30 protein-coding genes are annotated in these 26387 nt (G+C 63.3%); 9 read left to right on the top strand and 21 right to left on the bottom strand.

Translation table 11 applies throughout. From position 1 onward, the window contains the following. Positions 1–24: 24 nt before the first annotated feature. Positions 25–483, top strand: coding sequence for a hypothetical protein (locus tag MESAU_RS06580; protein WP_015315276.1), 459 nt, complete (start codon positions 25–27; stop codon positions 481–483). Positions 484–760: 277 nt separating this feature from the next. Here MESAU_RS06580 and ftsH read toward each other — a convergent pair whose 3' ends face one another. From ftsH to ybgC, 10 genes are all read right to left on the bottom strand, one after another. Beyond that, positions 761–2689 (bottom strand): ATP-dependent zinc metalloprotease FtsH, encoded by a 1929-nt coding sequence (gene ftsH, locus MESAU_RS06575; protein ID WP_015315275.1) that lies wholly within the window; start codon positions 2687–2689, stop codon positions 761–763. Positions 2690–2811: 122 nt separating this feature from the next. Next, on the bottom strand, positions 2812–4179 hold the full coding sequence (gene tilS, locus MESAU_RS06570; RefSeq protein ID WP_015315274.1) for a tRNA lysidine(34) synthetase TilS: 1368 nt from the start codon (positions 4177–4179) through the stop codon (positions 2812–2814). Positions 4180–4237: 58 nt separating this feature from the next. Next, entirely contained in the window at positions 4238–5332 is a 1095-nt protein-coding gene (ybgF, locus tag MESAU_RS06565; protein ID WP_015315273.1) for a tol-pal system protein YbgF, read from the bottom strand. A gap of 212 nt (positions 5333–5544) precedes the next feature. Beyond that, positions 5545–6051 carry a peptidoglycan-associated lipoprotein Pal gene (pal, locus tag MESAU_RS06560; RefSeq protein WP_015315272.1) on the bottom strand — a complete coding sequence of 169 codons (507 nt, stop codon included), beginning with the start codon at positions 6049–6051 and terminating at the stop codon, positions 5545–5547. A gap of 259 nt (positions 6052–6310) precedes the next feature. Then, complete coding sequence (locus tag MESAU_RS06555; protein WP_015315271.1) at positions 6311–6688, bottom strand: four helix bundle protein; 378 nt, start codon at positions 6686–6688, stop codon at positions 6311–6313. Positions 6689–6720: 32 nt separating this feature from the next. After that, the gene (gene tolB, locus MESAU_RS06550) at positions 6721–7992 is read right to left on the bottom strand and encodes a Tol-Pal system beta propeller repeat protein TolB (RefSeq protein WP_224531044.1); all 1272 of its coding nucleotides are present in this window, start codon (positions 7990–7992) and stop codon (positions 6721–6723) included. A 78-nt stretch (positions 7993–8070) separates the two neighbouring features. Further along, positions 8071–9228, bottom strand: coding sequence for a TonB family protein (locus tag MESAU_RS06545; RefSeq protein WP_015315269.1), 1158 nt, complete (start codon positions 9226–9228; stop codon positions 8071–8073). A 7-nt stretch (positions 9229–9235) separates the two neighbouring features. Next, positions 9236–9691 (bottom strand): protein TolR, encoded by a 456-nt coding sequence (gene tolR, locus MESAU_RS06540; protein WP_015315268.1) that lies wholly within the window; start codon positions 9689–9691, stop codon positions 9236–9238. 9 nt (positions 9692–9700) lie between these two features. Next, a complete protein-coding gene (gene tolQ / locus MESAU_RS06535) occupies positions 9701–10411 on the bottom strand; it encodes a protein TolQ (RefSeq protein ID WP_015315267.1) in 711 nt (236 codons plus the stop codon). Positions 10412–10681: 270 nt separating this feature from the next. Next, positions 10682–11161, bottom strand: a complete 480-nt coding sequence (gene ybgC, locus MESAU_RS06530; protein ID WP_015315266.1) for a tol-pal system-associated acyl-CoA thioesterase — start codon at positions 11159–11161, stop codon at positions 10682–10684. A 53-nt stretch (positions 11162–11214) separates the two neighbouring features. On the opposite strand from ybgC, the gene MESAU_RS06525 reads away from it, so the two are divergent. Continuing rightward, positions 11215–12465, top strand: coding sequence for a glycoside hydrolase family 5 protein (locus tag MESAU_RS06525; RefSeq protein ID WP_041163651.1), 1251 nt, complete (start codon positions 11215–11217; stop codon positions 12463–12465). Positions 12466–12473: 8 nt separating this feature from the next. Here the strand turns inward: MESAU_RS06525 and MESAU_RS06520 are convergent, their stop codons facing one another. The 8 genes from MESAU_RS06520 to MESAU_RS06485 all read right to left on the bottom strand — a co-directional run bounded on the left by MESAU_RS06520 (position 12474) and on the right by MESAU_RS06485 (position 17934). Beyond that, positions 12474–13370 (bottom strand): metallophosphoesterase, encoded by an 897-nt coding sequence (locus MESAU_RS06520; RefSeq protein ID WP_015315264.1) that lies wholly within the window; start codon positions 13368–13370, stop codon positions 12474–12476. 210 nt (positions 13371–13580) lie between these two features. After that, entirely contained in the window at positions 13581–14618 is a 1038-nt protein-coding gene (ruvB, locus tag MESAU_RS06515; RefSeq protein WP_015315263.1) for a Holliday junction branch migration DNA helicase RuvB, read from the bottom strand. Between the two features lie 43 nt (positions 14619–14661). Then, complete coding sequence (ruvA, locus tag MESAU_RS06510) at positions 14662–15282, bottom strand: Holliday junction branch migration protein RuvA (protein ID WP_015315262.1); 621 nt, start codon at positions 15280–15282, stop codon at positions 14662–14664. 28 nt (positions 15283–15310) lie between these two features. Continuing rightward, a complete protein-coding gene (locus MESAU_RS06505; RefSeq protein WP_015315261.1) occupies positions 15311–15730 on the bottom strand; it encodes a type II toxin-antitoxin system VapC family toxin in 420 nt (139 codons plus the stop codon). Next, a complete protein-coding gene (locus MESAU_RS06500) occupies positions 15708–15977 on the bottom strand; it encodes an AbrB/MazE/SpoVT family DNA-binding domain-containing protein (protein WP_015315260.1) in 270 nt (89 codons plus the stop codon). The genes MESAU_RS06505 and MESAU_RS06500 overlap by 23 nt, the downstream gene beginning before the upstream one ends. 55 nt (positions 15978–16032) lie before the next feature. Continuing rightward, positions 16033–16542 carry a crossover junction endodeoxyribonuclease RuvC gene (gene ruvC, locus MESAU_RS06495; RefSeq protein ID WP_015315259.1) on the bottom strand — a complete coding sequence of 170 codons (510 nt, stop codon included), beginning with the start codon at positions 16540–16542 and terminating at the stop codon, positions 16033–16035. Between the two features lie 92 nt (positions 16543–16634). Continuing rightward, the gene (gene rcdA / locus MESAU_RS06490; protein ID WP_015315258.1) at positions 16635–17168 is read right to left on the bottom strand and encodes a protease adaptor protein RcdA; all 534 of its coding nucleotides are present in this window, start codon (positions 17166–17168) and stop codon (positions 16635–16637) included. A 373-nt stretch (positions 17169–17541) separates the two neighbouring features. Next, on the bottom strand, positions 17542–17934 hold the full coding sequence (locus MESAU_RS06485) for a hypothetical protein (RefSeq protein WP_015315257.1): 393 nt from the start codon (positions 17932–17934) through the stop codon (positions 17542–17544). Positions 17935–18260: 326 nt separating this feature from the next. Between MESAU_RS06485 and MESAU_RS06480 the strand changes: the two genes are divergently transcribed. Next, the gene (locus MESAU_RS06480; protein WP_015315256.1) at positions 18261–18812 is read left to right on the top strand and encodes a DUF2269 family protein; all 552 of its coding nucleotides are present in this window, start codon (positions 18261–18263) and stop codon (positions 18810–18812) included. Between the two features lie 13 nt (positions 18813–18825). On the opposite strand, the gene MESAU_RS06475 is transcribed toward MESAU_RS06480, so the two are convergent. From MESAU_RS06475 to MESAU_RS06465, 3 genes are all read right to left on the bottom strand, one after another. Next, entirely contained in the window at positions 18826–19596 is a 771-nt protein-coding gene (locus MESAU_RS06475; RefSeq protein WP_015315255.1) for a sulfite exporter TauE/SafE family protein, read from the bottom strand. Between the two features lie 105 nt (positions 19597–19701). Continuing rightward, positions 19702–20430 (bottom strand): class I SAM-dependent methyltransferase, encoded by a 729-nt coding sequence (locus MESAU_RS06470; RefSeq protein ID WP_015315254.1) that lies wholly within the window; start codon positions 20428–20430, stop codon positions 19702–19704. 91 nt (positions 20431–20521) lie between these two features. Beyond that, positions 20522–20974 (bottom strand): Lrp/AsnC family transcriptional regulator, encoded by a 453-nt coding sequence (locus MESAU_RS06465; protein ID WP_015315253.1) that lies wholly within the window; start codon positions 20972–20974, stop codon positions 20522–20524. 132 nt (positions 20975–21106) lie between these two features. On the opposite strand from MESAU_RS06465, the gene MESAU_RS06460 reads away from it, so the two are divergent. The 6 genes from MESAU_RS06460 to trhA all read left to right on the top strand — a co-directional run bounded on the left by MESAU_RS06460 (position 21107) and on the right by trhA (position 26268). Continuing rightward, positions 21107–22012 carry a DMT family transporter gene (locus MESAU_RS06460; protein WP_015315252.1) on the top strand — a complete coding sequence of 302 codons (906 nt, stop codon included), beginning with the start codon at positions 21107–21109 and terminating at the stop codon, positions 22010–22012. Between the two features lie 133 nt (positions 22013–22145). Next, the gene (locus tag MESAU_RS06455; protein ID WP_015315251.1) at positions 22146–22793 is read left to right on the top strand and encodes a thiamine phosphate synthase; all 648 of its coding nucleotides are present in this window, start codon (positions 22146–22148) and stop codon (positions 22791–22793) included. A gap of 46 nt (positions 22794–22839) precedes the next feature. Then, positions 22840–23835 (top strand): tetratricopeptide repeat protein, encoded by a 996-nt coding sequence (locus MESAU_RS06450; protein WP_085986614.1) that lies wholly within the window; start codon positions 22840–22842, stop codon positions 23833–23835. A 154-nt stretch (positions 23836–23989) separates the two neighbouring features. Beyond that, on the top strand, positions 23990–24556 hold the full coding sequence (gene efp, locus MESAU_RS06445) for an elongation factor P (protein WP_015315249.1): 567 nt from the start codon (positions 23990–23992) through the stop codon (positions 24554–24556). Between the two features lie 89 nt (positions 24557–24645). After that, positions 24646–25446, top strand: coding sequence for an inositol monophosphatase family protein (locus tag MESAU_RS06440; protein WP_015315248.1), 801 nt, complete (start codon positions 24646–24648; stop codon positions 25444–25446). Positions 25447–25581: 135 nt separating this feature from the next. Next, entirely contained in the window at positions 25582–26268 is a 687-nt protein-coding gene (gene trhA, locus MESAU_RS06435; protein ID WP_015315247.1) for a PAQR family membrane homeostasis protein TrhA, read from the top strand. Positions 26269–26387 lie beyond the last annotated feature (119 nt).

The raw sequence follows: 26387 nt of genomic DNA, 5'->3' as shown, positions 1-26387 counted from the left end.
CTTGTCATCAACCAGGAGGATCTTATGCCCAGTTTAAAATTGGCGGTATTGGCTGTGACGGCATTGGTTGCTTGCGGCGTCGCCCCTGCAAGCGCATTGACGATGAAGGAATGTGGCGAGACCTATCGGACAGCCAAGGAGAGCGGCACTCTGAATGGCATGGACTGGGCCGCTTTCCGCAAGGAGAAATGCGCGACGTCGGCTGCGGAGAGTGTCAGCGCGGATAAGGTCGAAACCGCACCGCAGCCGAAAAAGGAAACCAGCGCGGCACTTGCCCCCACCGTAGCGCCAGCGGGCGTAACATTCCCGACCACCCTCGCCGCCGAGTTCGAGACCGAAAAGCCCGCGAAGGCACGGATGAAGACCTGCCTGCAGGGTTACCATGGCAACAAGGAGGCAGGTACGTTGAACGGCCTTCGCTGGATCCAGAAGGGCGGTGGTTATTACAGCCTGTGCAATGCGCGGCTGAAAGCTGAATCATAAAAAGCGATAACGGCGGAAAGCGGTTCACCGTTTTTCCCGCAGACGTGGCCGTTATCCTCAGGCTGTCCCGAGGATCTGCTGTCGGGCGACATCTGGACCTCGGGCTAGCCTGAGGTTGACGTTCCAAATGTACGTCCGGCCAGCCTCCTGATGCGATGTCGCCCAAAGGTGGTTTGGGGGCGACGACATACTTAGAAGCAAAGACTTAAAGCGCGTCGGGGATAGCGTCAAAGAACAGAGCGGTTCTGCGTTCCGTGAAACGGTGAACCGCTCTGGTCTAGCTTGACGGCTGTGGCTCCATGCCGCCTTCGGGCTCGGGACCCTTCTTGCGGCGGCCGCCGGACTTCGGCACGGCCGAGCCACGGCTCGGCGGCGTGTCGTCGCCGAGGTCGCGCGAGGGCTTGTTGCCCGCGATCAGCTGCTTGATCTCCTCGCCCGACAGCGTCTCGTATTCGAGCAGGCCCTGCGCCAGCGCGATCCATTCCTTCTTCTTCTTGGTCAGCACCGACTTCGCCGTCGAATAGGCCTCGTCGATCAGGCGGCGCACCTCGCCGTCGATGATCTGCGCGGTCTCTTCCGAAATGTTCTGCGTGCGCGCCACCGAATGGCCGAGGAACACTTCCTCCTGGTTGTCGCCATAGGCGACATGGCCGAGCTTGTCGGAGAAGCCCCAGCGCGTGACCATGGCGCGCGCCAGCTTGGTCGCCTGCTCGATGTCGGAGGAAGCACCGGACGTGATGTTCTCCTTGCCGAACTTGAACTCCTCGGCAACGCGGCCGCCCATCATGATGGCGAGGCGCGAGACCATGTATTTGTAGCTCATGGAATAGCGGTCGCCTTCCGGCAACTGCATGACCATGCCGAGCGCGCGGCCGCGCGGGATGATGGTCGCCTTGTGCAGCGGATCGGCCGACGGCACGTTGAGCGCCAGGATGGCGTGTCCGGCCTCGTGATAGGCGGTCAGTTCCTTCTCGGCCTGGGTCATGGCCGACGAGCGGCGCTCGGCGCCCATCATGATCTTGTCCTTGGCGTCCTCGAACTCGGCCATGGTGACGAGGCGCTTGTTGCGCCGCGCCGCCATCAGCGCGGATTCGTTGACCAGGTTCATCAGGTCGGCGCCGGAGAAGCCGGGCGTGCCACGGGCGACGACCTTGAGGTCGACATTGGGCGCCAGCGGCACGTTGCGCACATGCACCTTGAGGATCTTCTCGCGGCCGACGATGTCTGGGTTCGGCACCACCACCTGGCGGTCGAAACGGCCTGGACGCAGCAACGCCGGATCGAGCACGTCGGGCCGGTTGGTGGCGGCGATCAGGATGATGCTTTCGTTGGACTCGAAGCCGTCCATCTCGACGAGCAGCTGGTTCAGCGTCTGCTCGCGCTCGTCATTGCCACCGCCGAGGCCGGCACCGCGATGGCGGCCGACGGCGTCGATTTCGTCGATGAAGATGATGCAGGGCGCATTCTTCTTGGCCTGGTCGAACATGTCGCGGACACGGGACGCGCCGACGCCGACGAACATCTCAACGAAATCCGAACCCGAAATGGTAAAGAACGGCACGTTGGCTTCACCGGCGACCGAACGGGCAAGCAGCGTCTTGCCGGTGCCGGGAGGGCCGACCAGCAGCACGCCGCGCGGAATCTTGCCGCCGAGGCGCTGGAACTTCTGCGGATCGCGCAGGAATTCGACGATCTCTTCGAGGTCTTCCTTGGCCTCGTCGACGCCGGCGACGTCCTGGAAGGTGACGCGGCCATGCGCCTCGGTAAGCAGCTTGGCCTTCGACTTGCCGAAGCCCATGGCGCGCCCGGAGCCGGACTGCATCTGGCGCATGAAGAATATCCACACGCCGAGGATGAGGATCATCGGCAGCCACGAGATCAGATAGCCGAACAGCGAATTGGAGCCGTCGGTCTCGGGCCGCGCATTGATGGTGACGTTCTTGTCCTGCAGCCGCGAGACCAGCTGGGGATCGCCGGGCGAATAGGTCTGGAAGCCGCTGGAATTGTCGGTGTAGTTGCCGGTGATGCGGGCGCCCGCGATGGTCACCGTCTTGACCCGGCCGGCCGCGACGTCCTGCAGGAACTGCGAATAAGGCACATCGCTCGAAGCCCCGCGCGTCTGCGGCGTCTGGAACAGATTGAAGAGGGCGATGAGCAGGACCGCTATGATCGCCCAGAGCGCGAGGTTGCGATAGTTCGGATTCATCAATTGTCCCGTTGGCGTCCGCGAGCGGACAGCATCATGAGAGGAAACTTGGGCCTAACATAGGGAGAGCGTACCCCCTTGCCAAGCAGAACAGCATGTCTGGGTTAAGCTTTCGCCCAGCATCAACCGGCACTAGGGCCACGCAATGGCAGGGCGGGAAGCGGCGCCGCGCCGATCAACCCGGCGACGGCGCGCGCCGGGGCCAGGTCGAAGGACGGCAGGAAGCGGGCAAAGGGAGCAACGACCGGCGAGGCCGCGAACCCTTGCGATGTCGGCCAATCAGGCTCCGGACCCACCTTCTCGACGGCTTGCAGCCATCCTGGTTCCGCCGCCAATGCGGCACGCAGCAGGCTTGGCGGGGTTTCGTCCCGGCCTACAGCCAGCCGCTTCGCCGCCATTGCCCCGAATGGCGCGATCAACAATGCGCCGCCGGCGTCGTTCAATGTGATTTGGCGGCGCCCATCCCAGATGGCGCCGTCGATCGTTGCCGCCGCCGCCGGCAAACCGCGCATCTCCCGACGCAGGAAGATGCCGGCGCGCCGGAAGTCGACCACTGTCCGCGACAATGTGGCGCAAAGAAATCCGGCTTTCAGCCGGGCGAACAACGCCTCGCCGCGGGCCTGGTCCGGCAGGAAGGCAATCCCGCCTGACGTCGCCAGGAGCACGCGCAGTGCGTATACGGCCGCCCGATCGGCGCCGGCGCCGAGCAGGGCCGGATCGAGCCGGATGAGGCCCGCCGCCGGCTGGCTGGCAAAGCGCTCGATCAGACGGGCGGCCTCACCGCCAAGCCGCGTCCGGTCGCCGGCCTGCCGCGCGGCCAACGCCAGCGCGTCGTTCATGCGCTGCGCGCCGGCCTCCCCGGCAAGGGCTGCGCGCATGCGCGTGCGCTCGAAAGCTTCATCGGCATTGGTCGGGTCCTCGGCCCAGCCGACCTGTTGGCGCCGCAGGAAATCGCGCAGCGCATCGCGCCGCACGCCAAGAAGCGGTCGCACGATCCAGTCGCGCCAGTCATGCAGGGTGGCGGGCGCCATGCCGGCGAGGCCCCGTCCCTCGTCGCGGGTCGCATCGTTGCGATCGCGCCGCATCAGCACCGTCTCGGCCTGGTCGTCCGCTGTATGTCCGGTCACGATCAGGCCGATGCCTTCCGCCCGGGCGGCGCTGGCCAGCAGCTGGTAGCGCGCCTCGCGCGCCGCCGCCGGCAGGCCGGTCGACGGCTTGGCGCCGGACCAGGCCAGCATGCGGTGGGCGATGTCGCGATCCGCGCAAAGCTTCGCCACGGTCCGCGCCTCATCAGCCGAACCTTGCCGCAAGCCGTGGTCGATTGTGACCGCGAGCAGCTTCGCGGACGGTGCGGTTTTGTCGAGATGCTGTTTGAGAAGGAGAAGGAGCGCAGTCGAGTCGCTGCCCCCGGATACGGCCGCTACGGCGCCGTTGGAAAAATCGATATGCGAAAAGAGTCCGGTCGAAAGATCAGGCCCCGTATCGAGCATCAATCCATGTCGCCAAAAAGCGGTCCCGGTTTTGGGACTACGAGACCCCCAGAAAAAATCAGCACGCAGCCAGGGCCTTCTCCTGCTTGACGCGTTCCTTGAGTGTGCTGGAAATATCGGGATAGCGCTTGCCGACCTCGCTGAAGGTGGCGCAGGCAACATCGTGCTGCTTGAGACCGACCAGCGACACGCCCAGCTTCAACAGCATGTCGGGCGCCTTCTTGGCTTTGGGATAATCCTTGCTGGCGGCGAGGAACACTTCCGCCGCATCGCGGTATTTCTGCTGGCCAAGCAGCGATTCCCCCAGCCAGTAATGCGCGTCCGCCGCCTTCGCGTCCTTGGGGAAGCGCGAGATATGATCGCGGAAACCCTGTTCGGCGGTGCCGTAGTCACCCGACAGGATGAACTGGTAGGAGTTGCGATAAAGCTCTTCGGGATTGTTGGTCGCGGGCAGCGCCGCGACCACCGTGCCGCCGGCCTTGCCGGCCTTGGCCGGCGCGCTGGCGGCTGGTGCCGTGTCCTGTGCCGGCGCGGTTGCCTGCGTGCTGCCGCCAGCATCGATCACATTGCCATTCTTGTCGACAGTGATGGACCCAAAGGTCTTTTCGGGCGCTCCCTTGCCGGGGATCACCTTGCCGGGGTCACCGTCGGGTGATTCGACGATGACGTCCTCGACCGTCTTGCCGCCTGTGGATTGATCGCCGCCCGGCGCGGCCCCGGCATCGGCCGGCGCCTGGGTTGCCGGGGCCGAGGCCACGTCGGTGTTGGTTCCGGTGGTGGCATCTGATTTCTTCTGCGCCGGCGGTTGTCCACCTTGCGAGCCGCCTTCAAGCTGCTGGAAGCGGAACTCGTTGTCTTCCTGCTGTTTGCGGATCTGCTCCTGCATCTGCAGGATCTGGAAATTGAGTTCCTCGACCTTGCCGGTCAGCTGCCGCATTTTGTCCTCGAGCCCGGTCACGCCGGCGCCGCTCGACTGGGCGAGCTGGACCTGATCTTGCTTTTTCTTCTCGCCGAAAAGGCTGGGCAACTCGAGTGTCGGCAGATGGAAGGAAAAGCCGGTCTCGGCTGTTTGCCCTGTACCGCTCGCCGAAGCGGTTACGCCTGATAGGAGCAGCAGCGCCAGCGTGCCGCTTAGAACCGATCTCAAATGCATGTGTCTCTCGCCGTCCAATCGTTAGCTTGTTCGCGCCTTCCAATCGATGTGAGACCAGCCAAGCGCCCTCGGCTCATAGCAGGGCGCGAGACTTCGGCCAAATTTTGTTTCGGGTGTCAGGACATGAAAAAGGCGGCCCGAGGACCGCCTTTCGCAAAGAGGTGTTGTATTTTTGCCATCTGTGCCGTGCGCGCCTTTCGGCGCGCGACGCCTCAGGAACCAGCGCCGCTGAGCGTGGTGACGGCGCGGCGATTCTGCGACCAGCAGGAGATGTCGTCGCATACGGCGACCGGACGTTCCTTGCCGTAGGAAATCGTCTTGAGACGGCTCGCCGAAACGCCCTTGGAAACCAGGAAGTCGCGCGTGGCGGCGGCACGGCGGGCACCGAGCGCCAGATTGTATTCGCGCGTGCCGCGTTCGTCGGCATGGCCTTCGACGACGATGGCATACTGCTTGTACTGGTTCAGCCACTGTGCCTGGCGCGACAGCGTCGTCTGTGCGTCGGCACGGATCGAGGTCGAGTCCGTATCGAAGAAGATACGGTCGCCGATGTTGACGGTGAAGTCCTGTGCCGAGCCGGGTGTTGCGGCACCCGCGCCATTGAGGCCAAGGTCAGCGGCGCTGTTCGGGGTCTTCTTCGAAGCGCAACCGGTGATGGCGAGCATCGCCACCAGCGCGATCATGGCCGGGTTTCTGGTCAGTGCTGCGATACGGCCCATGCCGCCTCTCCTTCGTATTCGAGTGATCATGTTTCGAGTGATTTCGTTGATCACCCAGTAACCACGTTTGGGTTAACCGGCATTCAAGAAACACGGTTAAAATTTGGTTTAGGCTGCCCGTCCGCAGCTGTTTTGTCATAGGCCACAGTTGGCGCGGACCCTAGGCGGAAATGCGGCCAAAACGCGACGAAGGCATGGAAAAGGGGAATGTAAGAGGGGAATTGAAGAGTTGGAGAACTGAAGAATTGAAGAAGGATGGTCACCCTAGCTTCACTCTGAGGTTCACCAGCATTCCGTACACCTGGCCATACGATTGTAGCCACTCGTCCCGTTGCGCCTGCGAGATGTATTCGAGATCGAACGCGTATGAAATCCACGTCTCCACTTCACTGCACGATCCTATGGCCATCGAAATGAACCGGCCAAATTCGGCTTTGGAGTGGCTCTGTTTGGCAAATCCCTCAGCCAGATTGGCGCAAATCCCTTTGCTGGAACGCCGCAACTGATCGGCCAGCGCGTATTGCTCTATCTTGGGAAAAGCGAGGGTGGCCTTGTGAACCGCCAGAGAGACCACGTAAGCGCGCTTGTAGACCTCTAGATCCTTTGCTCGCTTAACGTAGCCCTCTGCTTTCACCATCTCTTCAATTCTTCAGTTCGCCAATTCCCGTTCTATTCCAGCAGCGGCGACCAGGCCGGATCCGAAGCAAAGTTCGTCGTCGGGATCGGCTGCTCGTTGCGGCCGGTGAGATCGACGGAAACCAGTTTCGGGCCGCCATTGGCGTCGCGGAAGAACATCAGCACGCGGCCGTTCGGCGCCCAGGTCGGGCCTTCCTGCTGGAAGCCGGACGACAGTATGCGCTCGCCCGAGCCGTCGGTCTTCATGACGCCGATCTGGAATTCGCCGCCGCTCTGCTTGGTGAAGGCGATGAGGTCGCCGCGCGGCGACCACACCGGCGTCGAATAGACGCCGTCGCCGAACGAGATGCGGGTCTGGCCCGATCCGTCGGCGCCCATGACGTAGATCTGCGCGCGACCGCCACGGTCGGAGGTGAACACCACCTTGCTGCCGTCGGGCGAGTAGGAAGGCGAGGTGTCGATGGCGGTCGAGTTGGTCAGCCGCGTCGTCGAACGGCTGCGCAGGTCCATGGCGAAGATGTTGGAATTGCCGTCGTCGCGCAGCAGGCTCATGATCACCTTCTGGCCGTCGGGCGAGAAGCGCGGTGCAAAGGTCATGCCTGGAAAATTGCCTACCAGTTCACGCTGCCCGGTCTCGATCTGCAGGAGATAGACCCTGGGCTGGCCGCTCTCGTAGGACATGTAGGTGATTTCCTGCCGGTTCGGCGAGAAGCGCGGCGTCAGCACGATCGACCTGCCGTCCGAAAGGTAGCGGACGTTGGCGCCGTCCTGGTCCATGATGGCGAGGCGCTTCTTGCGCGCGTTCTTGGCGCCGGACTCGTCGATGAACACGACACGCGTGTCGAAATAGCCCTTCTCGCCGGTCAGCCGCTCATAGATGGCGTCGGCGATGATATGGGCGACGCGGCGCTGATTGGCGTCGTTGGCGAAGAACTGCTCACCGGCCATCTGCTGCCCCGCGAATGTGTCCCACAGCCGGTACTGGGCGCGGATGCGGCCGTCTGCTTCCTTGCTGACGCTGCCGGTGACCAGAGCCTGCGCATTGATCACCTTCCAGTCGTCGAAGCGGGGGGTTGCGTCCGGATTGGCGATCTTCTCGATGAAGGCGCTCTTGTCGATCGGCGCGAACAGGCCGGAGCGCTTCAAGTCGGCGGTGACGATCTGGGAAATCTGCGCGCCAAGTGCGTCGCCGCCCTGGAAATCGGTGATGGCGATCGGCAACGGCTCGACATTGCCCTTGTTGACGTTGAGTTCGACCAGCGCCCAGGCAGGCATCGGAACGATGGCCGTCATGCCCAGCGCCATGGCTGCAATCGTCAGGAGCGGCTTGAGGATTGATTTCATGTCTTCTCGCTTCTCATACTGATCTTCGGATATCAGGGCCTAGAGGCCGAGCATCTCCCTTGGGTCGAATGTGACCCGGATGTCGTTCCAGATGTCCTGCTTGCCGGCGGGAACCTGCAGGCCGGCCATGTCGCATTTCTGAACCGCGCGCACCGCGCTCTCGTCGAACTGCCTGTTGCCGCTCGACGTTTCAACGGAAGGACGGCCGTCGAGCTTGCCGGAGTTGTTCAGGTTGAAACGGACGACGACGACGAAATTCTCCGAACCTTCAAGCCCGGCCGGCAAGGTCCAGCAACCGCCGAGCTGGCTTTCCAGGGCGCCCTGCTCCGACTTCGACAGCTTCTGGCCCTGATCCTTGTCGCCGCCGAGCGACGCTTGCTGCGTCGAGCGCTTGGCGCCGCCGCCGGACGGCTTCTGCTTGTCGAGCAGCGCCGATATCTCGTTGGCGTTGAACTGCTTGTCGTCCGACTTTGGTTTGGACGAGGCTTCCTTGACTGGCTTGTCGGCATCCTTGCGTTCCGGCGCCTTGGCGCTTTCGGCCTGTGCCGGCTGCGGCTTCGGCCGGGCCTCCGGCGCGGGCGCCGAATTCGGCAACTGCGTCTCCTCGGTGGGCGGGTCCTTGGCTATGGCCTCGGCGACGGCGTCGGGCTTGACCTCGGGCGTCGGATCGATGGCGGCGGTCTTGTCCTGCGGCGGCGGTGTCGGCGCGGGCTTTGCCGGAGTGGGCTTTGGCTCGGTCTGCTTGACCGGCTCAGGCTTGACCTCTTCCTTGGGCGTCGGCGCTGGCGCCACTTCCGTCGCCGGAATGGGCTTGGGCTTTTCCTGCGGCTTCGGCACGTCCTCGGTCTTCGGGATTTCCTTCGGGGTCGGTGCTGGCGCCGGAGCCGAGGTCGTGTCGACGGGTTTCGGCTTGGCTTCAGGCGTTATCGGCTTGTCGGTGTCGACGCTGTTTTCGCCGACCTTCTGTGCATTCGGCACGATATCGGGACGCTGCGTCGGCAACGGCGCCGGCTTTTCATGCATCACGGCCTTCTTGTCGCCCTGCAGGGTCTGCGCAATGGCTTCCATCGGCACGATATCGACCGCGACGGACTCGACATCGGCGGACGGAAGCGCGGCCGGCGCCGACAGCGTGAACAGGCCGAAGGCCAGCACCGCCGTATGCAAGATCACCGATGTGGTGAGGCCGGTCCTCATCGTGTGTCTATTGATCCTGTTCCTGCAGTGAAACCAGGCCGATGTTCTTGTAGCCAGCGGCCGAAATGCGGGCCATCACCTTCATCGCCGTGCCGTAGTCCGTCGACCTGTCGCCGCGGATGAAGATGCGCTCTTCATAGCCGGTCTTCGAAATCGCCTGCAGCTTGGCCACCAGCTCCTCGATCGGAATCTCGGTTTCCTGCAGGAAGATCTTGCCGGTCGCATCGATCGAGACGGTGATCGGCTGGGTGTCGGCATTCATCGCCTTGGCCTGCGTGTCGGGCAGGTCGATCGGCACGCCGACCGTCAGCATCGGTGCGGCGACCATGAAGATGATCAGCAGCACCAGCATCACGTCGACCATCGGCGTAACATTGATCTCCGACATCAATGCATGGTGACGGCCGCGCCGTCGATGACCCCTGCCGCCACGTCCACCACCTGCGCCTACAGACATTCCCATGATCGTCCCTCAGGCCTTCGGCGCGACTTTTTCATCGATTTGGCGCGAGAGTATGGCGGAGAACTCGTCGGAGAACCCCTCCATCCGCACGGCGATCTTGCTCGCATCCGATGACAGCTTGTTATAGGCGATGACCGCCGGAATGGCGGCGAGCAGGCCGATGGCCGTCGCCAGCAGCGCCTCGGCGATGCCGGGCGCGACCACCGCGAGACTGGTGTTCTTTGAGCCGGCGATGGCCTGGAACGAGGTCATGATGCCGATGACGGTGCCGAACAGGCCGATGAAAGGTGCCGCCGAGCCGGTGGTGGCGAGAAAGCCGAGGCGGCCCTCCAGCTTTTCCATCTCACGGGTCAGCGCCAGGTCCATGGCCTTGTCGATGCGGGTCTGCAGGCCGAGCGGCGACTTGGCGCCTTTCTCGAAACTCTTCTTCCATTCGCGCATGGCGGCGACGAAGATGGCGCCCATGCCTGTCGTCTTGCGGTCGGCAAGGGTGCGATAGAGCTCCTCCAGCGACTGCCCGGACCAGAAAACCTGCTCGAAGCGGTTCAGCGCCAGGCGCATGCGGCCATAGGCAACCAGCTTGTCGACGATGATCGCCCAGGTCCACACCGAGGCGCAGAGCAGCCCGATCATGACCAGCTTGACCACCCAGCTGGCCTGCATGAACAAGGCCCAAATCGACAATTGCGCGCCCGGTTCGGCGAGTGCGATATTTTCCATCGTTACGTCCTTAAGATTTTCCGGGCGAAGCTGGCGGCTGGCCCATGGCATCCCTTGTGGTCGGTTCGCACGAAGCTACCGGACACCCCAAACCGTGCCGTTAGCGGCCTTTTCGGGGCAAATATTGGTGAAAGGAAGGCGCTCGATAACGCCAATCTTCACCAATCTCTTCATGAACCGTTATGGTTAAGGATGGGTTAGTCCATAAGGCGCGGCGCATTGCCGCGCCCCGGCACCGCCGCCGGCGAAGTCAGCACGCGATCCGTCCAATCAGTCCTGGGGAACGACCTTGGGCATGAACGCCGCCACCCATTCCCTGGGAAAACGCCTCGGCCGGCCGTTTTCGCCGATGATCGCCGCCTCGACCTTGGCCTCGACCAGCACCTCTTCGCCGCGCTTGAGCTGCTGCGCCATGAAGATACGCGCGCCGGAAATGGTCTCGGTGCGGGTGTCGACGGTCAGGATGTCATCGATACGGGCGGGGATGCGGAAGTCGATCTCCATGCGGCGCACCACCCACACGATCTTCTCGCCGTGCTTGCCGTCGGCGAGTTCGGTGTGATGCACGCCGGTGAGCCTGAGATAGTCGGATCGGCCGCGCTCGAGGAATTCCAGATAGCGCGCGTGATAGACGACACCCGAGAAATCGGTATCGGCATAATAGACCCGCGCCATCAGCCGGTGGCCGAACGCGGTCAGCGCACCGGAAAGCCCTGCCAGCAATGCCGCGGATTCACCATGATCGCCCATTGCGCTTCCCTTTTGGATGCCGACGCGGCAGGTATTTTTGGCGCATGAACCCGATGGCACTGTTAACGACGATGATCAAGACCTTGATGGCGGTCGTGCTGGCGCTGGCCGCTTCCACACTGTCGGGTGAGGCGGCGACCTTCACGATGAAGCGCGGTCTCAATCTCGACCAGTGGGTCACCTGGCCCGGCGAGGACCAGTGGGGTGATGCCAAGGCCATCCTGCCCTACCCGGAATGGCGCAAATTCCTCAACGAGGACGACCTCAAGGCGCTGAAGGATGCCGGCTTCGATTTCCTGCGCATGCCGGTCGATCCGTCGCCTTTTCTCTCGGACAAGACAACGGACCTTCGTGACCAACTCAATGCCAGCGTGCTGGACTCGGCGCGCATGATCAATCGCGCCGGACTGAAGGTCATCGTCGACATGCACCTGATCCCGGCCGGCGGCGGCCGCAAGATCGGCATGGGCGAAGTGATGGACGACCCCGCGACCTTCGACCGCTATGTCGAGGTGGTTCGCGGCATGGCGCGCACGCTGGCCGCCGAAGATCCCGAGAAGGTCGCTTTCGAACCCATGAACGAGCCGATCGTCGATTGCGGCAGCGACGGCACCAGCCTGTGGCCTGACCGCCAGCGCAAGCTGTTCGCGGCGGCGCGCGCCTCGGCGACGAAACTGACGCTGGTCCTGACCGGAGCTTGCTATTCCGCTGCTTCGTCTCTGGAAAAGATCGACCCGAAGACGATCCCCGACGACAACGTCATCTGGACCTTCCACTCCTATGACCCGTTCCTGCTCACCCATCAGGGCGCGACCTGGGCCGGCGACTTCATTCCCTATGTGACCGGCCTGCCCTATCCTTTGACCGCGGTGCCGAAGGCGCAGCTTGATGTGACGCTGGACACCATCCGCGCCCGGATCAAGGCCGAGGCGCCGTGGACACGGCAGCATGGCCTGCTTGCCTACCTCGACGAGCAGGTCGCCAGCATGGACAGCGCCGACAAGCTGCTTGGCTTGATGGATGCGCCGTTCAAGGCTGTCGAGGCTTGGGCGAGGGCCAACGGCATCAAGCCGGAAGACATCACGCTGGGCGAGTTCGGCATGATCCGCCAGGAGTATGGCAATGCCTACGTGATGCCGGCCGAATATCGGGCCGCCTATGTCAGGGACATGATCGCTCGGGCCGAAGCGCATGGCTTCTCATGGTCGGTGTGGAGCTATGGCGGGGCTTTCGGCATCGTCGACGCATTCAATGGCGACAAGGCCGAGCCTGACGTGCTGGACGCAATCCGAAGCCTGCCATGACGCGCCAGTCAGCCGAGGTCGATCTGCAGGATTTCCGGACGCATTCCGAAACGGATCGGCAAATTGCTGAAGCCAAGCCCGCCCGAGACGATGAGGTTGCGGTCGTTCTCGACGACATGGCCATAGGCGTAGCGATTGCCGAACTGGGATGGCACGATCGGCGAATAGCCGAACAGCCGCACCTGCCCACCATGGGTGTGTCCCGATAGCGTCAGCGACACACGCCACGGCATTTTTGGAAAAATGTCCGGTTCGTGCGCCAGCAGGATGACGGGCGCGGCGTCGCTGATCTTGGCCAGCGTGCCGTCGAGATCGTCCAATCCCCTGGGAGGCTCGTGCTTCTTTTTCGGCAACAGCGCCAACTGATCGGCGAGGCCCGCGATCCAGACGCCATGTCCGTCCTTTTCCAGACGCACGGCGTCGTTCTCCAGCACCGGGATGCCGGCTTTCTCCAGAGCCTTGCGCGCGATCGTCGGGCCGACTTCGGCACGCTGCGCAAAGCCGTCGGCCCACCAGTCGTGATTGCCGAGGATCGACACCACGCCGAGCGGCGCCTTGAGGCCCGACAGGGCGCCAGCCCATTCCGGCGGCGTCACCCTTTGCGACACCAGGCGCATGCCGGCTATGTAGTCGCCGAGCAGCACGATCAGGTCCGGCTGCAAGGCATTCGCCTCTTCGGCAAGCGAAGCGATCCGCTCCGGCGTCATCCACGGCCGGCAAGCATGGATGTCGGCGAGCGCGACGACGCGCAGCTTCAATCCGGCCGGCCAATGCGGTGGCGTCAGCGCATAGCGCTTCACATGCGTCAGCAGCATCGGCTCGATACCGACGGCGTAGGCGCTGAAGGAGGCGACCGACAGGAACGACCCGCCGATAAAGCGCAGGAACCCGCGTCTGGTTATCATCAAGTGGCTCCGGCACCTCATTTCGGCATGCGCTGCTACATGTCGCCCAAAAGCGATCTCGGTCGGGAGGAGGACATGCATGGATGCAGCGAACCCGACAAAATCCAGCAATACGCCGGTAAGCCGGCGAAGATGAGGAGAATTTGCGCAGGCCCGTTCACTGATGCTTGATCGCTAGTCCGCGAAACCCGCGCCTGATCGCTTGCGTGGCTATTCTTCCTGGAACAGATTGATCTGCTGCTGCGCCAAATCCTTCGGCGCATCGAGGCCGAGATGGCGCCAGGCATTGGCGGTCAGCATGCGTCCGCGTGGTGTGCGCTGGATGAACCCCTGCTGGATCAGATAGGGCTCGATGATGTCCTCGATGGCATCGCGCGGCTCGGACAGGCCGGCGGCGATGGTCTCGATGCCGACCGGACCGCCGCCGAAATTACGGGCGATCATGCTGAGATAGCGGCGGTCGAGGGCGTCGAGGCCAAGCGCGTCGACTTCGAGCCGGGTCAAGGCCTCGTCGGCGATCAGGCGGTCGACATGGCCGTCGCCGGCCACCGAGGCGAAATCGCGCACGCGCCGCAGCAGCCGTCCGGCAATGCGTGGCGTGCCGCGCGCGCGCCGCGCGATTTCCAGCGCACCGTCGTCGCCGAGTGGCATCTGCAGGATGCGCGCGCCGCGCCGCACGATCTGCTCCAACTCCTCGACGGTGTAGAAGTTGAGCCGCACCGGGATGCCGAAGCGGTCGCGCAGCGGATTGGTGAGCAGGCCGAGCCGCGTGGTGGCGGCGACCAGCGTGAAGTGCGCTAGGTCGATCTTCACCGAACGCGCCGCCGGACCCTCGCCGATGATCAGGTCGAGCTGGAAATCCTCCATCGCCGGATAAAGGATTTCCTCCACCGCCGGGTTGAGCCTGTGGATCTCGTCGATGAACAGCACGTCGCCTTCTTCGAGATTGGTAAGCAATGCCGCGAGATCGCCGGCCTTGGCGATGACCGGCCCGGAGGTCGAGCGGAAATTGACACCGAGTTCGCGCGCCATGATCTGCGCCAGCGTCGTCTTGCCCAGCCCCGGCGGTCCGACGAACAGCACATGGTCGAGCGCTTCCTTGCGGCCCTTGGCGGCCTCTATGAAGACCTTGAGATTGGCCCGCACCGCCGCTTGGCCGACGAAATCGTCAAGCGTTTGCGGCCGCAGGGTCTGCTCGGCATCCTCGCCGCGCTTTTCCGGTGCAATGAGGCGGGGGGAAAGGCTCATGGGACCTTCCTTGCACAGGGCAGCGCCCCGGACAAGCGATGGCTCACCGTGCCAGTTCCTTCAACCCAAAACGGATCAGTTTGGACGCATCGGCGCCCTCGCCCGCCGTCTTCAGCGCTGCTGACACCGCATTGGCGGCGGTGTCGCGGGAATAGCCGAGATTGACCAGCGCCGAGACGGCGTCGGTGATCGGCGCCGGCGCTACGCCTTCGCCGAGTTCCTGCTTGAGCCCAATGGTGCCGGTGGCGGTGCCCGCATAGGCCGGCGCCTTGGCCTTCAATTCGGTGACGATGCGCTCGGCCACCTTCTTGCCGACGCCGGGCGCGCGGGAAACCATGGCGATGTCGCGCAGTGCAATGGCATTGGCAAGGTCAGCCGGCGCCAGCGTCGACAGGATGGCCAGCGCCACCTTGGCGCCGACACCCGGCACATTGTTCATCAGCAGCCGAAACCATTCGCGCTCGAGCTGCGACTGGAAACCATAGAGCCGGATCATGTCCTCTCGCACATAGGTCTCGATGAACAGCACCACCGCTTCGCCAGGCGAAGGCAGCGCGGCAAGCGTGCGGGTCGAGCAGTACGCGACGTAGCCGACGCCGTGGATATCGACGAGACAATGGTCTTCGTCGACCTCGTCGAGCGTACCCTTGAGCTTGCCGATCATGCCAGATCTTTCATGGGAGATAAGCCCCTCATGGGTGCGTTTCGGGAGAGATGATATCGAGATCGGGGAAATAACTGCGATAGCGCGCGGCGTCGCGGGTCAAAAGACGATGTCCGGCAACAGCCGCATGAGCACCAATAAAGAAATCAGGCAAGATGCGTTCCCGAACGCCGCCGGCCCGGCGATAGCGGGAATGCGTGACGCCCGCAAGGAATGCCGCCTCCCAAGGTACAAGTTCGCGATCCATTTCGAGCATGTCGACGGCTCTTCGAAGCGCCGTCTCCGTCGGGATCAGCGGCGCGAGCTCAGACCAGACGATTGTATTGACGACCAATGCGCCGTCGCTACGGCATGAAACGATTGCAGACGCTGACCATTCCGTCAGGGGCCCGGTTGGCCCCCAAACGTCGATGAGGACATTGGTGTCAATCAACGTCGAGATCTTCACGCGGGCCTCTCAACCACTCCATGTAAGCGTCGGCGGTCATGCCTCCCAGATCCAGTGTGCCCGCCATGCCGTGGAGAATATTCCTGAACCTGCGCGCGACTTCTTCATCGGACAGGTTTTCATTGACGGCAACGAGCCGAGCCCCTTCCTCGGTGGCCACGAACTCAACCTCGGAGCCCGGTCCGATGCCCAGATGGTCCCTTATCGGCTTGGGGATTGTGACTTGGCCCTTGGTGGTCACGCGCATGGTAATACCTCTAGGGTATTACTACGCGCGCAGCGTGAACAAGTCAAGAACATTGCTATTCGGCAAGCGCCATCCGGTAAGCGGCACTTTGCCGGTGATGCACGTGACAAATCGCGATGGCCAGAGCGTCGGCGGCATGTTCGGTGTCGAAGATCGCTTTCGGCAACAGCACCTTCACCATCATGTGGATCTGCTTCTTGTCGCCGTGACCGACGCCGATCACCGCTTTCTTCACCGCGTTCGGCGCATATTCGGCGACGACGAGGCCGGCGCGCGCCGGCACCAGCATGGCGATGCCGCGCGCCTGGCCGAGCTTCAGCGTCGCCACGGCATCCTTGTTGACGAAGGTCTGTTCGACCGCGGCTTCATGCGGCATGGCCCGATGCAGGATCTCGGCAAGCCCGTCATGCAGCTGGCAAAGCCGCGTCGCCAGCGCCGCCTTGTCCTCCGAGCGCACGGTGCCCGCAGCAACAAAGCGCAAGGAATTGCCGAGGCTCTCGACGATGCCCCAGCCGGTGCGCCTGAGCCCCGGATCGATCCCGATGATGCGAATCGCGTCCCCCATGCCGTGAGTGTACCTCCGGCGGACAGCGATGCCAGCGAAAAGTGAACAAACCGGAAACGTTTGCCCGACCAACCGGGAAGGCCTCGACGTTCTCAGTTTCGGGCGAACGCCGTGTTGAGCAAGCTGATCTGGTCCGACACCGGATTGGGCCGGCGAGCCACGGGCTGCATGTCGACCACGGCGCCTGCGCCATAGATCTCTTCGTCCATGCGGCGCACCAATGCCTGCAGGCGCAACGACCGGTTGACGAGATCGAGGAAATCGGTCGGCAGTTCGGCCCAGCCGGCCGCCTCGTCATGGGCGGAAGCGGTGTCGAGACGCACCTTGGATTTTTCCGAAGCGACCTGATCGCGCGTCATCTCGCCGGAATTCGCCGCACGCTGCAAAAGCAGCCACGAGGCAACCTGCATCAGCCTGGTGGTCAGCCGCATCGATTCGGCCGCGTAGAGCGTGGCCGCCAGCCGCGACAGTTTCTTGGCCTCTGCCCGGCCTTTGCCGTCGAGATATTCCGCCGCCTGTTCGACTAGGCCCATGCCTTCCTGGTAAAGCGGTTTGAAGGAGTGCGAAAACACCCGGCGTTCCGCCAGCTTGACGGTTTTCGCAATGCCCTTCGAAGGCTCGTTCATTGATACGCCCCTGCACTTGCGACCGGCCGATTCGGCTCTCTGCCGATACACCCGTGACCCTATAAAACTGAAGCTTGAAAATGCGCTTCGTCCGGGGTGAAGGCAAGCACATGTTTAACAGAAGGTTAACGGCGTTCGGCCGTGCGGAATGCCGCCTGGGTGCGGACAAAAAAAGAGCCGCGGATAAGGCGGCTCTCAGGAGTTTAACAGGGAGGCGTCAAACAAAGTGGCTCCAACCACTCGGTAAGAATCCAGATCACTGGATGGACATAGTAAACGCCTGTAAAGCTTAATGAACCCTTAACGGCTCTGATGTTTTTTTACCCAACACCGTGCTCCTGTGCCGTAACAACACAGCCGCACCGGCTGGGTTTCAGCCTTCACTCAGGCTTTTTTTCCACACCACCGGCAAGGCGATGAAGGCAAACAGCAGCATGCCTGCGTAGAAGCCGATCGAAGATATCCCCAGCAACGGCTCGATCCCCGGATTTCCGGCAAGCAGTATATAAAGGCCGATCATCAGCCCGATGCCGCTGATTGCCGTCAGCCAGAAATGGACAAGGGCCAGCGTCTTTTGCCCGGCAGCCGGAAACAGGTGGTAAAAGAACGCGAAAACCGCCGACATCAACCAACCGGCCACCATCGTGTGGGCGTGGGTCGGCATCTGGCCGTGGTCTTCGCTGATCGCCATGTGGATGCCGAGCGCCATGCCGCACAACGCGTAGATGATCGCCAGCGTGAAGAAATTCCGTGCTACCCCTTGCATATTAGTCCCCCGAATTGCCTTTTTCCCAAGCTGGGAATGGGTTGATCGTCAGGCGAGCGCTGTCGCCGCCGGACTTCCGGCGTCGGCACTAGCATCGGCAGTGTTTCCGGACGATGTCGCTCCCCGACGCTGCCGACGATAGCAGAAAACCGGGCGGTGGGTTCATCATATTAGTCTCTCCTTTCGTTAGCCGACAGCCTGAAACACAGCCGGTTTTTCCACGACATCGTCCTGAAACAGCCGCGGCGCTAAACGCTGCGGCATCGAAGCGGCGGGCGGGCAATGGCGCGGCCTCGCCAGCAACCATTGGACATCGGGGAAAAGCCATGGATTGGTATTCCATCATCAAATTGCTGCACATCCTTTCGGCGATGCTTTGGGTCGGCGGCGGCTTCACTCTGATGGTGCTGGCGACGCTGGCGGATCGCGCCGGCAACATCCAGGGAACGCTGCAGGCGATGCGCGCCACTGGCGAACTGGGCAACCGCTTCTTCGCTCCGATGTCGATGCTGACATTGGTCTTCGGATTGATCATGTGCTCGTTCTGGGTCGGCTTCTCCGATCTCTGGGTCCTGATCGGGCTTGCCGGCTACGCCACGACCTTTTGCATTGGCATGTTCGTCTTCAAGCCGACCGCCGACCGCATGGGCGCGATGATCGCCAGGGATGGCGTGACGCCTGCGGCACTTGGCTATGGACAGCGCATCCTGCGGGCGGCGCGCTTCGACTATGCGGTCATGCTCATCATCATCACCGACATGGTTCTGAAGCCTACCCAGCACGACGTCGGGATTCTCGCCGGCATGGTGGTGGTCCTTGCCGCCGGTGCCACAATGGCGCTCAGCCGGCCAAGACGCATGGTGCCCAGCGCCGCCTGACGCGGCTGGAGCGCTACATGATGCCGGCGATCCCGTCCCACAGAAGCTTCACTGCCACGACCGCCACGGTCGCATAGGTGAAGGGATAAAAAATTTCTGGCCGCATCCGCCGCACCAGCCAGGCACCGGCGATGGTCGACAGTGGCGCCAGCGGCATCAGCACGGCGGACGCCGTCAGATTGGCGGTGTCGAACTGGCCGAGCGCGAAATAGGGGATGAGTTTCAGCGCGTTGGTGGCGGCGAAGAAGATCGCTGCCGTGCCCGACAACACCTTGGGGTCGAGCCGGATCGGCAAGGCATAGACCTGGAAGGGCGGGCCGCCGACATGGGCGACGAAGCTGGTGAAGCCTGCGACCGTGCCCCATATGGCCGCGGCCACGCGATTAGGTGCGGCCGCATGGTCGGAACCATGACGAAATTGCAGGTAAAGCCAGCGCAGCACGAAGATAATGGCAACGGCGCCGACGATGAGCCGCACCGCTTCCTCGGTGACCAGTGCCGCCGTCAGCCAGCCAAGCCCGATGCCCACGATGGCGCCCGGCATCATGTCGACCAGCATCTTGCGGTCGTACACGCCCCACCATGTCCACACCGAGACGATGTCCATCAGGCACAGGATGGGCAGCAGGATGGCGGCCGCTTGAACCGGCGGCATGGTCAGCGCCATCAGCGGCACGCCGACGAAACCAACCGCGCCGCCGAAGCCGCCCTTGGACAGGCCGACCAGGATGACCGCCGGAATGGCGGCCGCGTAGAACCACGGATCGAGAAGCAGGCCTGACATGAGGAGGAACTGATCTGGAGGGAAAGCGCGTCGACGCCTGAATAGCCCACAATCTTGAGTCGAGCGACAGCAAAAGCAACCCGCGCGCCTCGCCATGCCCCTATTCTATCGGCACGCCGAAACCAGCAGGAACATCGGTCGCTCGAGTTCTTCCGCCAGGTCCGGTCTGGCCGCGATCTGCGCGTCCGTCGGACTGAATTCCTCGACATGCTCGATCGTGAAACCCGCGCGGATCAGGGCGTTGAGCGTGGTGCCGATGGTGCGGTGATGTTTCACCACCCCCTTGGCCAGCCAGTTGGTCTTGCGCGGCCCTTCCACCAGATACTGGTCGACAGGCCAGGTCCTTTTCCCCTCCCCATCGATCGACCAGCCCGGATTGGTCGGCGCCATGTAGATCGGATGCTCGGTCGAGAAGACGAAATGCCCGCCGGGCGACAGGGCTTCGTGCACGGCCCCGAACAGGCGCTCAATGTCTTCGACGTAATGCAAGGCGAGCGAACTGTAGGCGAGGTCGAAGCCGCCTTGCGGCAGGCTGAGCTGGTCGAGGTCGGCTCTCTCGTAGGTGATGCCGGTGTCCGGGCCGGCCGCTCTCGCACGGGCCAGCATCTTCTCCGACAGGTCCAGCCCAAGGACTTCCCTCGCTCCATTTTCATGTGCCCAGCGGCAGAACCAGCCAAAGCCGCAGCCGAGGTCGACGACCCTCAGGCCACCGACATCGGGCAGCATCGCGCGCAACGCCGGCCACTCGGCGGCACCATCCAGGCCTTCGACGGAGCGGCCAAGCTGGCTGTAGCCCGCAAAGAAATCGGGTTGATCATAAATGTTCTGCGCCATCTTTTTTTGGCTCCTCGGACGGTCATCCGGCGGAAGACTGACAGATGGTGGACTGGCCGCGCCTTTCCACCACTGCCATGCCGTGTCAAGCCTACGAGGCCGCCGGCAACCCCAGTGGCGGCGGTCGCCGCCGGATCGGCTGTGCCTTGATAATGGCGGTGCTGGTCTCGGCCTTGTCGGCGATGCGATCGAGAATGCCGTCGAGGTCGCCGATCGAGCGCACGAACAGCCGGGCGACGAAGCAGTCGTCGCCGGTCACCTTGTCGCATTCGCCAAACGCCTCAATCTCCTCGATCAATTTCTGAACGATGTGCAGCTTGCCCGGCAGAGGCTTGATCCGCACGATCGCCTGCAGCGTATAGCCGAGCGCCAGCGGATCGATCTCGACGGTGAACGCCCGGATGACGCCGCGCTCCTCGAGGCGCCGCAGCCGCTCCGAAACGCTCGGCGACGATAGCCCGACCTGGGCCGCCAGATCCTTCAGCGAGGTTCGCGCATCCCTGACCAGGATTTCCAGCAGATTTCGGTCTAAATCATCCAGCATTTTCTATTTCTCGTTGATTTCGAGCGGATGCCTAATTTAATTAGGCACTATCATTATATTGCCTTTCCTAGGAGATGGATAGCCCAGACCTCACATGAGATTATGCCGCCTCAACGGGTTCAGAGGCTTATTATGAACGATACGGTACGAGGCACGGTCGAAATGTCGGCCGCAATGGCGATCCTGGGAACGATCGGCTGGTTCGTCATCATGTCCGGTCAGCCGATCATGGATGTCGTGTTCTGGCGCTGCGCGTTCGGCGCGCTGACGCTGCTCTTCATCTGCGCTTCGCTTGGATTGCTGCGCAACAGGCTGTCGTTGCGCGTCATCGGCCTTGCCGCGCTAGGGGGTGCGGCGATCGTCGTCAACTGGCTGCTCTTGTTCAGCGCCTTCTCCCGCGCGTCGATCTCGATCGCCACTGCCGTCTACAACACGCAGCCTTTCATGCTGGTCGGCTTCGGCGCGCTCTTGTTCGCCGAGCGGCTGACATTGACCAAGCTGACATGGCTGGCAATCGCCTTCGCCGGCATGCTGCTGATCGTCGCCGCTGCTCCCGATGCCGCTGATGTCGGCACGAACTATTTCGCCGGCATCCTGATGGCCCTGGCCGCCGCCTTTTTCTGGGCCGTCGCGGCAATCGTCACCAAGAAGCTCAAGGGCACGCCGCCGCATCTGATCGCGCTGATTCAGGTCTGCGTCGGCGTCGCCATGCTGGCGCCCTTCGCCAATCTCGCGCATCTCCCCGGCGATCCATGGAGCTGGGCCATGCTGGCAACGCTCGGCATCGTCCACACCGGCCTGATGTACATCCTCATGTACGGCGCCATCCAGAAGCTGCCGACGCATCTGCAGGGGTCGCTGTCCTTCATTTATCCGGTCGTTGCCATCCTGGTCGATGTCACCGCCTTCGGCCACCGGCTGCACCTCAGCCAGGTCGCCGGCGCCGCCGCCATCCTGATCGCGGCCGCCGGCATGAACCTCGGCTGGACATTGCGGAAACCGAGACCGGCCGCCGCGAGCCCCGAGCCGATCAGGTAAGGCGACGCGCCGGCTGCCCGGCGGATCAAAAATCGCGATCCCGGCTGCCCGCCTGTTCAAAGCGGGCAGTTTGCTCTATGCCGCAATCCAACCATCTTCGCCCGGCATAGGCGAAACCCGGGATCGAAGAACCATGAATGACGCAACGCCCCCCAACCGCTGCCGCATCGTGCTGATCGCGCCGTCCGGCGTGTCGGCGGATCGGATCACGGCCGCATTCGACGGCGGCGATGTCGCCTCGCTGATCCTGCCCGAGAACGGCATGGACGAGGCCTCCTTCCAGGCCTTCGCCGAGCGTATCGTGCCGGCCGCGCAGGCCGCCGGAGTGGCCGTCATTATCGCTGGCGACACCCGCATCGCGGGCCGCGTCCAGGCCGACGGCATCCATGTCGAGGTCTCCAAGGCCGAACTCGCCGAGACGATCGAACATTTCCAGGCGAAAATGACGGTCGGCGCCGGCGGCGCCAAGACGCGTGACGACGCGCTCGAACTCGGCGAAGCCCGGCCCGACTACATCTTCTTCGGCCGGTTCGGCTACGACAACAAGCCCGAGCCGCATCCGCGCAACCTGTCATTGGGGCAATGGTGGGCGCAGATGATCCAGATCCCCTGCATCGTCGAGGCCGGTTCCGATCTTGCCTCTGTCGAAACCGTGGCCGCCACCGGCGCCGAATTCGTCGCGCTGTCGAGCGCCGTGTTCGCCGACGGCATCGATCCGAAGGCGGCGATCGCCCGGGCCAATGCGCTGCTCGACGAAACAGCGCCGCGCCTCGAGGACTGACGTGTTCCTGGCAAGGCTTTCCCTTCAGGCCCTGCTTGCGGCGGTGATGATCCAGGCCGCCGCCGCCGAAACCATACCCTTGCCGCAGCCCAAGCCTGAAACCGGCGTGCACACCGACAAGCCGATCGAAAAGCAGCTGCCGCAGCCCGCCACCACATCCGAACCCGCGCCGTTGCCATCGGCCGACAGCGTCAATCCCGACCGCTTTGGCGCCAAGCCGGCGGACGCTGCCTATGGTGCCTTCCAGCGTGGTCTTTACAAGACCGCCTATAATCTGGCGCTGGTCCGTGCGCAGAATGGCGATCCGGCGGCGCAGACGCTGGTGGCCGAGATCCTGTCGCGTGGGTTGGGCGTGCCGTTGAACGCGGCCGAGGCCGCGAAATGGTACGCGCTTGCCGCCGAGCAGGGTGTGCCGGAATCGCAGTTCCAATATGCGTTGATGCTGCTCGACGGCCGCTACGTCAAGAAGGACGCGAAGGAAGCCTATGCCCTGATGCAGGCTGCCGCCGAGGCCGGCAACCAGCTGGCGCAGTTCAATTTCGCGCAGATGCTGGTCCAGCAGGATCCCGGCAACGCCGGCCTGGCCAAGGCGGTTTCCTACTATGAGCGTGCCGCCGCGACCGGTCTCGCCGACGCGCAGTACGCCATGTCGCAGATCTATGCCAACGGCGTCGGGGGCAAGCCGCGCGACGATGCACAGGCACGGCGGCTGCTGGCGCAGGCCGCCCGTCAGAACTACGACACCGCGCAGATCGATCTCGCCGCCTGGATGATCGAGGGCCGCGGCGGCGCGCGCGACCTGAAATCGGCCTTCGGCTGGACGAAGCAGGCCGCCGAAGGCGGCAATGTCGCGGCCCAGAACCGGCTGGCAAAACTCTATATGCAAGGCATCGGCACCGATCCCGACCTCGTGCTCGCCGGCGCCTGGTACATCGTCGCCCGCCGCGCCGGCCTCATCGATCAGCAGATGGACGATTTCCTGCAAGGGCTGAGCGACGACCAGACCAAGCAGGCCCTGCAGAAGGCCAACCGCCTGCCCTGATGGCGGTAGGCGGAACCGGCCCCCTTGCTCAGCCGCAACCCGCCCTCCCTTGCCTCTCCGGGCGATTTGTGGTCTTGGAGCCTTAAATCGCCTGTCACGGCGAACATCCCATACCAATGGCCCGGCCGTTGGCAGCATCCCGGATCCCATCATCATGGCCAAGATCAATGGCAACGAAATCCGCCCCGGCTACGTCATCGAACACGATGGCGGCCTCTGGGTGGCGGTCAGGACCAACACCGTCAAGCCCGGCAAGGGCGGCGCCTACAACCAGGTTGAGCTGAAGAACCTCATCAACGGCACCAAGCTCAACGAGCGCTTCCGCTCGGCCGAGACGGTCGAGCAGATCCGGCTGGACCTGAAGGACTTCTCCTTCCTCTATGAGCAGGACGACGCGCTGGTGTTCATGGACACCCAAAGCTACGAGCAGCTCGAACTGAACAAGGATTTCGTCGGCGACCGTGCCGCGTTCCTGCAGGACGGCATGATGGTGACGGTTCAGCTCTACGAGGAGCGGCCGATCGGCATTTCGCTGCCCGATTACGTGACGCTGACCATCACCGAGGCGGATCCCGTGGTGAGGGGCCAGACGGCGGCATCCTCCTACAAGCCGGCGGTGCTGGAAAATGGCATTCGCGTGCTGGTGCCACCCTTCATCGGTGCCGGCGAACGCATCATCGTCGACACCAACGAAATCACTTACGTGCGCCGCGCCGACTGATGCATGCATGTCGCCCGGAAGCGGCCCCGGTTTGGGTCGCCGGCATGCATCGAGACAGAATTTAAAGCGCCGCACCAGGAAGAAGCACTATGGCACGCTCAGCCCTCCTCAACGTCATGGTCCAGGCCGCAATGAAGGCCGGCCGCTCGCTGTCGCGCGACTTCGGCGAGGTCCAGAACCTGCAAGTCTCGATGAAGGGCCCCGGCGACTATGTCAGCCAGGCCGACCGCAAGGCCGAGGACATCGTTTTCGCCGAACTGTCGAAGGCACGTCCTGGCTACGGCTTCCTGATGGAAGAGCGCGGCGCCGTCGCCGGCGATGACAGCCAGCACCGCTGGATCGTCGACCCGCTCGACGGCACCACCAATTTCCTGCACGGCATCCCGCTTTTCGCCGTCTCGATCGCACTGGAGCGCCAGGGCCAGATCGTGGCGGGGGTCGTCTACAATCCCGCCATGGACGAGCTCTACACCACCGAGCGCGGCGGCGGCGCCTTCATGAATGATCGGCGCCTGCGCGTTGCCGGCCGCACCAAGCTTGTCGACACGGTGATCGGCTGCGGCGTGCCGCATCTCGGCCGCGGCCATCACGGCAATTTCCTGGTCGAACTGCGCAACGTCATGGCCGAGGTCTCCGGCGTCCGCCGCATGGGCTCCGCCTCGCTCGATCTTGCCTATGTCGCCGCCGGCCGCATGGACGGCTTCTGGGAAGTGGGCCTGTCGGCCTGGGACATGGCCGCCGGCCTGCTCTTGATCCGCGAAGCGGGCGGCTTCGCCTCCGACATGGATGGCGGACAGGACATGCTGGACACCGGCACGGTCGTCGCCGGCAACGAGATCATCCAGCGCGCATTGCTGAAGACGGTGAAAAAGCCGCTCCCGCCGCGCTGAAGCAATTCCGGAAAAAATGTTCGCGGTTTTGCATCTGGCATTGCGTCAAGGCAAAGCGCGCAGTCGTAAAACCGCAAACAAAGCTTGAAATACTGTCCGTCGGTTGCCCAGATATGGGGTGATGCAGGACGATAGATGACCAACACCCCGCCACAGATCGAGATTCCGTTCATCGGACGCTGGCACTATTCGCGCGCCGAGATGATCGCCGACGGGATCGTCCATGCTATCGGGATCGTGCTGGCGATCGCGGCCGGTTCGGCACTGCTGGCGCTCGCTGCCTTCCGGGTCGGGCCTGGCGAATATATCGCCGCCGCCTTCTATGTCGTGTCGCTGCTCACCGTGCTCTCGCTATCGCTGACCTACAATCTGTGGCCGGTGACCTCGCCCGCGAAATGGATCCTGCGGCGCTTCGATCATGCCGCTATCTATCTCTTGATCGCCGCCACCTACACACCCTTTCTCGCCCAGTTGGGAAACTCTGCGCTGGCGCGCTGGATGATCGTCCTGGTCTGGGCCGCGGCCGCAACGGGCATTGCCATCAAGGTGTTTTTCCCCGGCCGTTTCGACAGGCTGGCGATCGTCTTCTATCTTGCCATCGGCTGGAGCGGCATCGTTCTCGTCAAGCCGCTCGTCGAGACGCTGCCGACCACGTCGATCGTGCTCATCGTCGCCGGGGGCGTCGTCTATTCCTGCGGCGTGATTTTCTTCGCCTGGAAGGCGCTGCGCTTCCACAACGCACTGTGGCACGGCTTCGTCGTCACCGGCGCCGGCCTGCATTTGGCGGCCATGGTCGACTGCCTCGTCATCAACCGCCTCTGATGCGCCGGCTCCAAAGGCCGCCTGTGGCAATATTGCCAAGCACCATTCAATTTGGTCATAATTCCGTTTAGAGTTGCCAACTACGTGATCGGCGGCAGCGGCAGCGGCATCGGAAACGG

The sequence above is a fragment of the Mesorhizobium australicum WSM2073 genome, assembly GCF_000230995.2.
In the GTDB taxonomy this organism is placed as follows: Bacteria; Pseudomonadota; Alphaproteobacteria; order Rhizobiales; family Rhizobiaceae; genus Mesorhizobium; species Mesorhizobium australicum.
Note: the sequence above shows the minus strand (reverse complement) of the source record. Positions and strands in the feature narration are given on the sequence as shown.

What these genes read in the sequence shown, in the direction of transcription:
- MESAU_RS06450 (WP_085986614.1), top strand. Translation starts at nt 22,840, where the DNA reads ATGATCCAGGCCGCCGCCGCCGAAACCATACCCTTGCCGCAGCCCAAG.
- ruvB (WP_015315263.1), bottom strand. Translation starts at nt 14,618, where the DNA reads ATGAGCCTTTCCCCCCGCCTCATTGCACCGGAAAAGCGCGGCGAGGAT.
- MESAU_RS06485 (WP_015315257.1), bottom strand. Translation starts at nt 17,934, where the DNA reads ATGCAAGGGGTAGCACGGAATTTCTTCACGCTGGCGATCATCTACGCG.
- tolR (WP_015315268.1), bottom strand. Translation starts at nt 9,691, where the DNA reads ATGGGAATGTCTGTAGGCGCAGGTGGTGGACGTGGCGGCAGGGGTCAT.
- tolQ (WP_015315267.1), bottom strand. Translation starts at nt 10,411, where the DNA reads ATGGAAAATATCGCACTCGCCGAACCGGGCGCGCAATTGTCGATTTGG.
- ruvC (WP_015315259.1), bottom strand. Translation starts at nt 16,542, where the DNA reads ATGGGGGACGCGATTCGCATCATCGGGATCGATCCGGGGCTCAGGCGC.
- MESAU_RS06580 (WP_015315276.1), top strand. Translation starts at nt 25, where the DNA reads ATGCCCAGTTTAAAATTGGCGGTATTGGCTGTGACGGCATTGGTTGCT.
- trhA (WP_015315247.1), top strand. Translation starts at nt 25,582, where the DNA reads ATGACCAACACCCCGCCACAGATCGAGATTCCGTTCATCGGACGCTGG.
- MESAU_RS06545 (WP_015315269.1), bottom strand. Translation starts at nt 9,228, where the DNA reads ATGAGGACCGGCCTCACCACATCGGTGATCTTGCATACGGCGGTGCTG.
- efp (WP_015315249.1), top strand. Translation starts at nt 23,990, where the DNA reads ATGGCCAAGATCAATGGCAACGAAATCCGCCCCGGCTACGTCATCGAA.
- MESAU_RS06475 (WP_015315255.1), bottom strand. Translation starts at nt 19,596, where the DNA reads ATGTCAGGCCTGCTTCTCGATCCGTGGTTCTACGCGGCCGCCATTCCG.
- MESAU_RS06455 (WP_015315251.1), top strand. Translation starts at nt 22,146, where the DNA reads ATGAATGACGCAACGCCCCCCAACCGCTGCCGCATCGTGCTGATCGCG.
- tolB (WP_224531044.1), bottom strand. Translation starts at nt 7,992, where the DNA reads ATGGCGCTGGGCATGACGGCCATCGTTCCGATGCCTGCCTGGGCGCTG.
- MESAU_RS06500 (WP_015315260.1), bottom strand. Translation starts at nt 15,977, where the DNA reads ATGCGCGTGACCACCAAGGGCCAAGTCACAATCCCCAAGCCGATAAGG.
- MESAU_RS06525 (WP_041163651.1), top strand. Translation starts at nt 11,215, where the DNA reads ATGGCACTGTTAACGACGATGATCAAGACCTTGATGGCGGTCGTGCTG.
- MESAU_RS06440 (WP_015315248.1), top strand. Translation starts at nt 24,646, where the DNA reads ATGGCACGCTCAGCCCTCCTCAACGTCATGGTCCAGGCCGCAATGAAG.
- MESAU_RS06480 (WP_015315256.1), top strand. Translation starts at nt 18,261, where the DNA reads ATGGATTGGTATTCCATCATCAAATTGCTGCACATCCTTTCGGCGATG.
- ftsH (WP_015315275.1), bottom strand. Translation starts at nt 2,689, where the DNA reads ATGAATCCGAACTATCGCAACCTCGCGCTCTGGGCGATCATAGCGGTC.
- MESAU_RS06555 (WP_015315271.1), bottom strand. Translation starts at nt 6,688, where the DNA reads ATGGTGAAAGCAGAGGGCTACGTTAAGCGAGCAAAGGATCTAGAGGTC.
- tilS (WP_015315274.1), bottom strand. Translation starts at nt 4,179, where the DNA reads ATGCTCGATACGGGGCCTGATCTTTCGACCGGACTCTTTTCGCATATC.
- MESAU_RS06520 (WP_015315264.1), bottom strand. Translation starts at nt 13,370, where the DNA reads ATGATAACCAGACGCGGGTTCCTGCGCTTTATCGGCGGGTCGTTCCTG.
- MESAU_RS06465 (WP_015315253.1), bottom strand. Translation starts at nt 20,974, where the DNA reads ATGCTGGATGATTTAGACCGAAATCTGCTGGAAATCCTGGTCAGGGAT.
- ybgC (WP_015315266.1), bottom strand. Translation starts at nt 11,161, where the DNA reads ATGGGCGATCATGGTGAATCCGCGGCATTGCTGGCAGGGCTTTCCGGT.
- ruvA (WP_015315262.1), bottom strand. Translation starts at nt 15,282, where the DNA reads ATGATCGGCAAGCTCAAGGGTACGCTCGACGAGGTCGACGAAGACCAT.
- rcdA (WP_015315258.1), bottom strand. Translation starts at nt 17,168, where the DNA reads ATGAACGAGCCTTCGAAGGGCATTGCGAAAACCGTCAAGCTGGCGGAA.
- MESAU_RS06460 (WP_015315252.1), top strand. Translation starts at nt 21,107, where the DNA reads ATGAACGATACGGTACGAGGCACGGTCGAAATGTCGGCCGCAATGGCG.
- pal (WP_015315272.1), bottom strand. Translation starts at nt 6,051, where the DNA reads ATGGGCCGTATCGCAGCACTGACCAGAAACCCGGCCATGATCGCGCTG.
- MESAU_RS06470 (WP_015315254.1), bottom strand. Translation starts at nt 20,430, where the DNA reads ATGGCGCAGAACATTTATGATCAACCCGATTTCTTTGCGGGCTACAGC.
- ybgF (WP_015315273.1), bottom strand. Translation starts at nt 5,332, where the DNA reads ATGCATTTGAGATCGGTTCTAAGCGGCACGCTGGCGCTGCTGCTCCTA.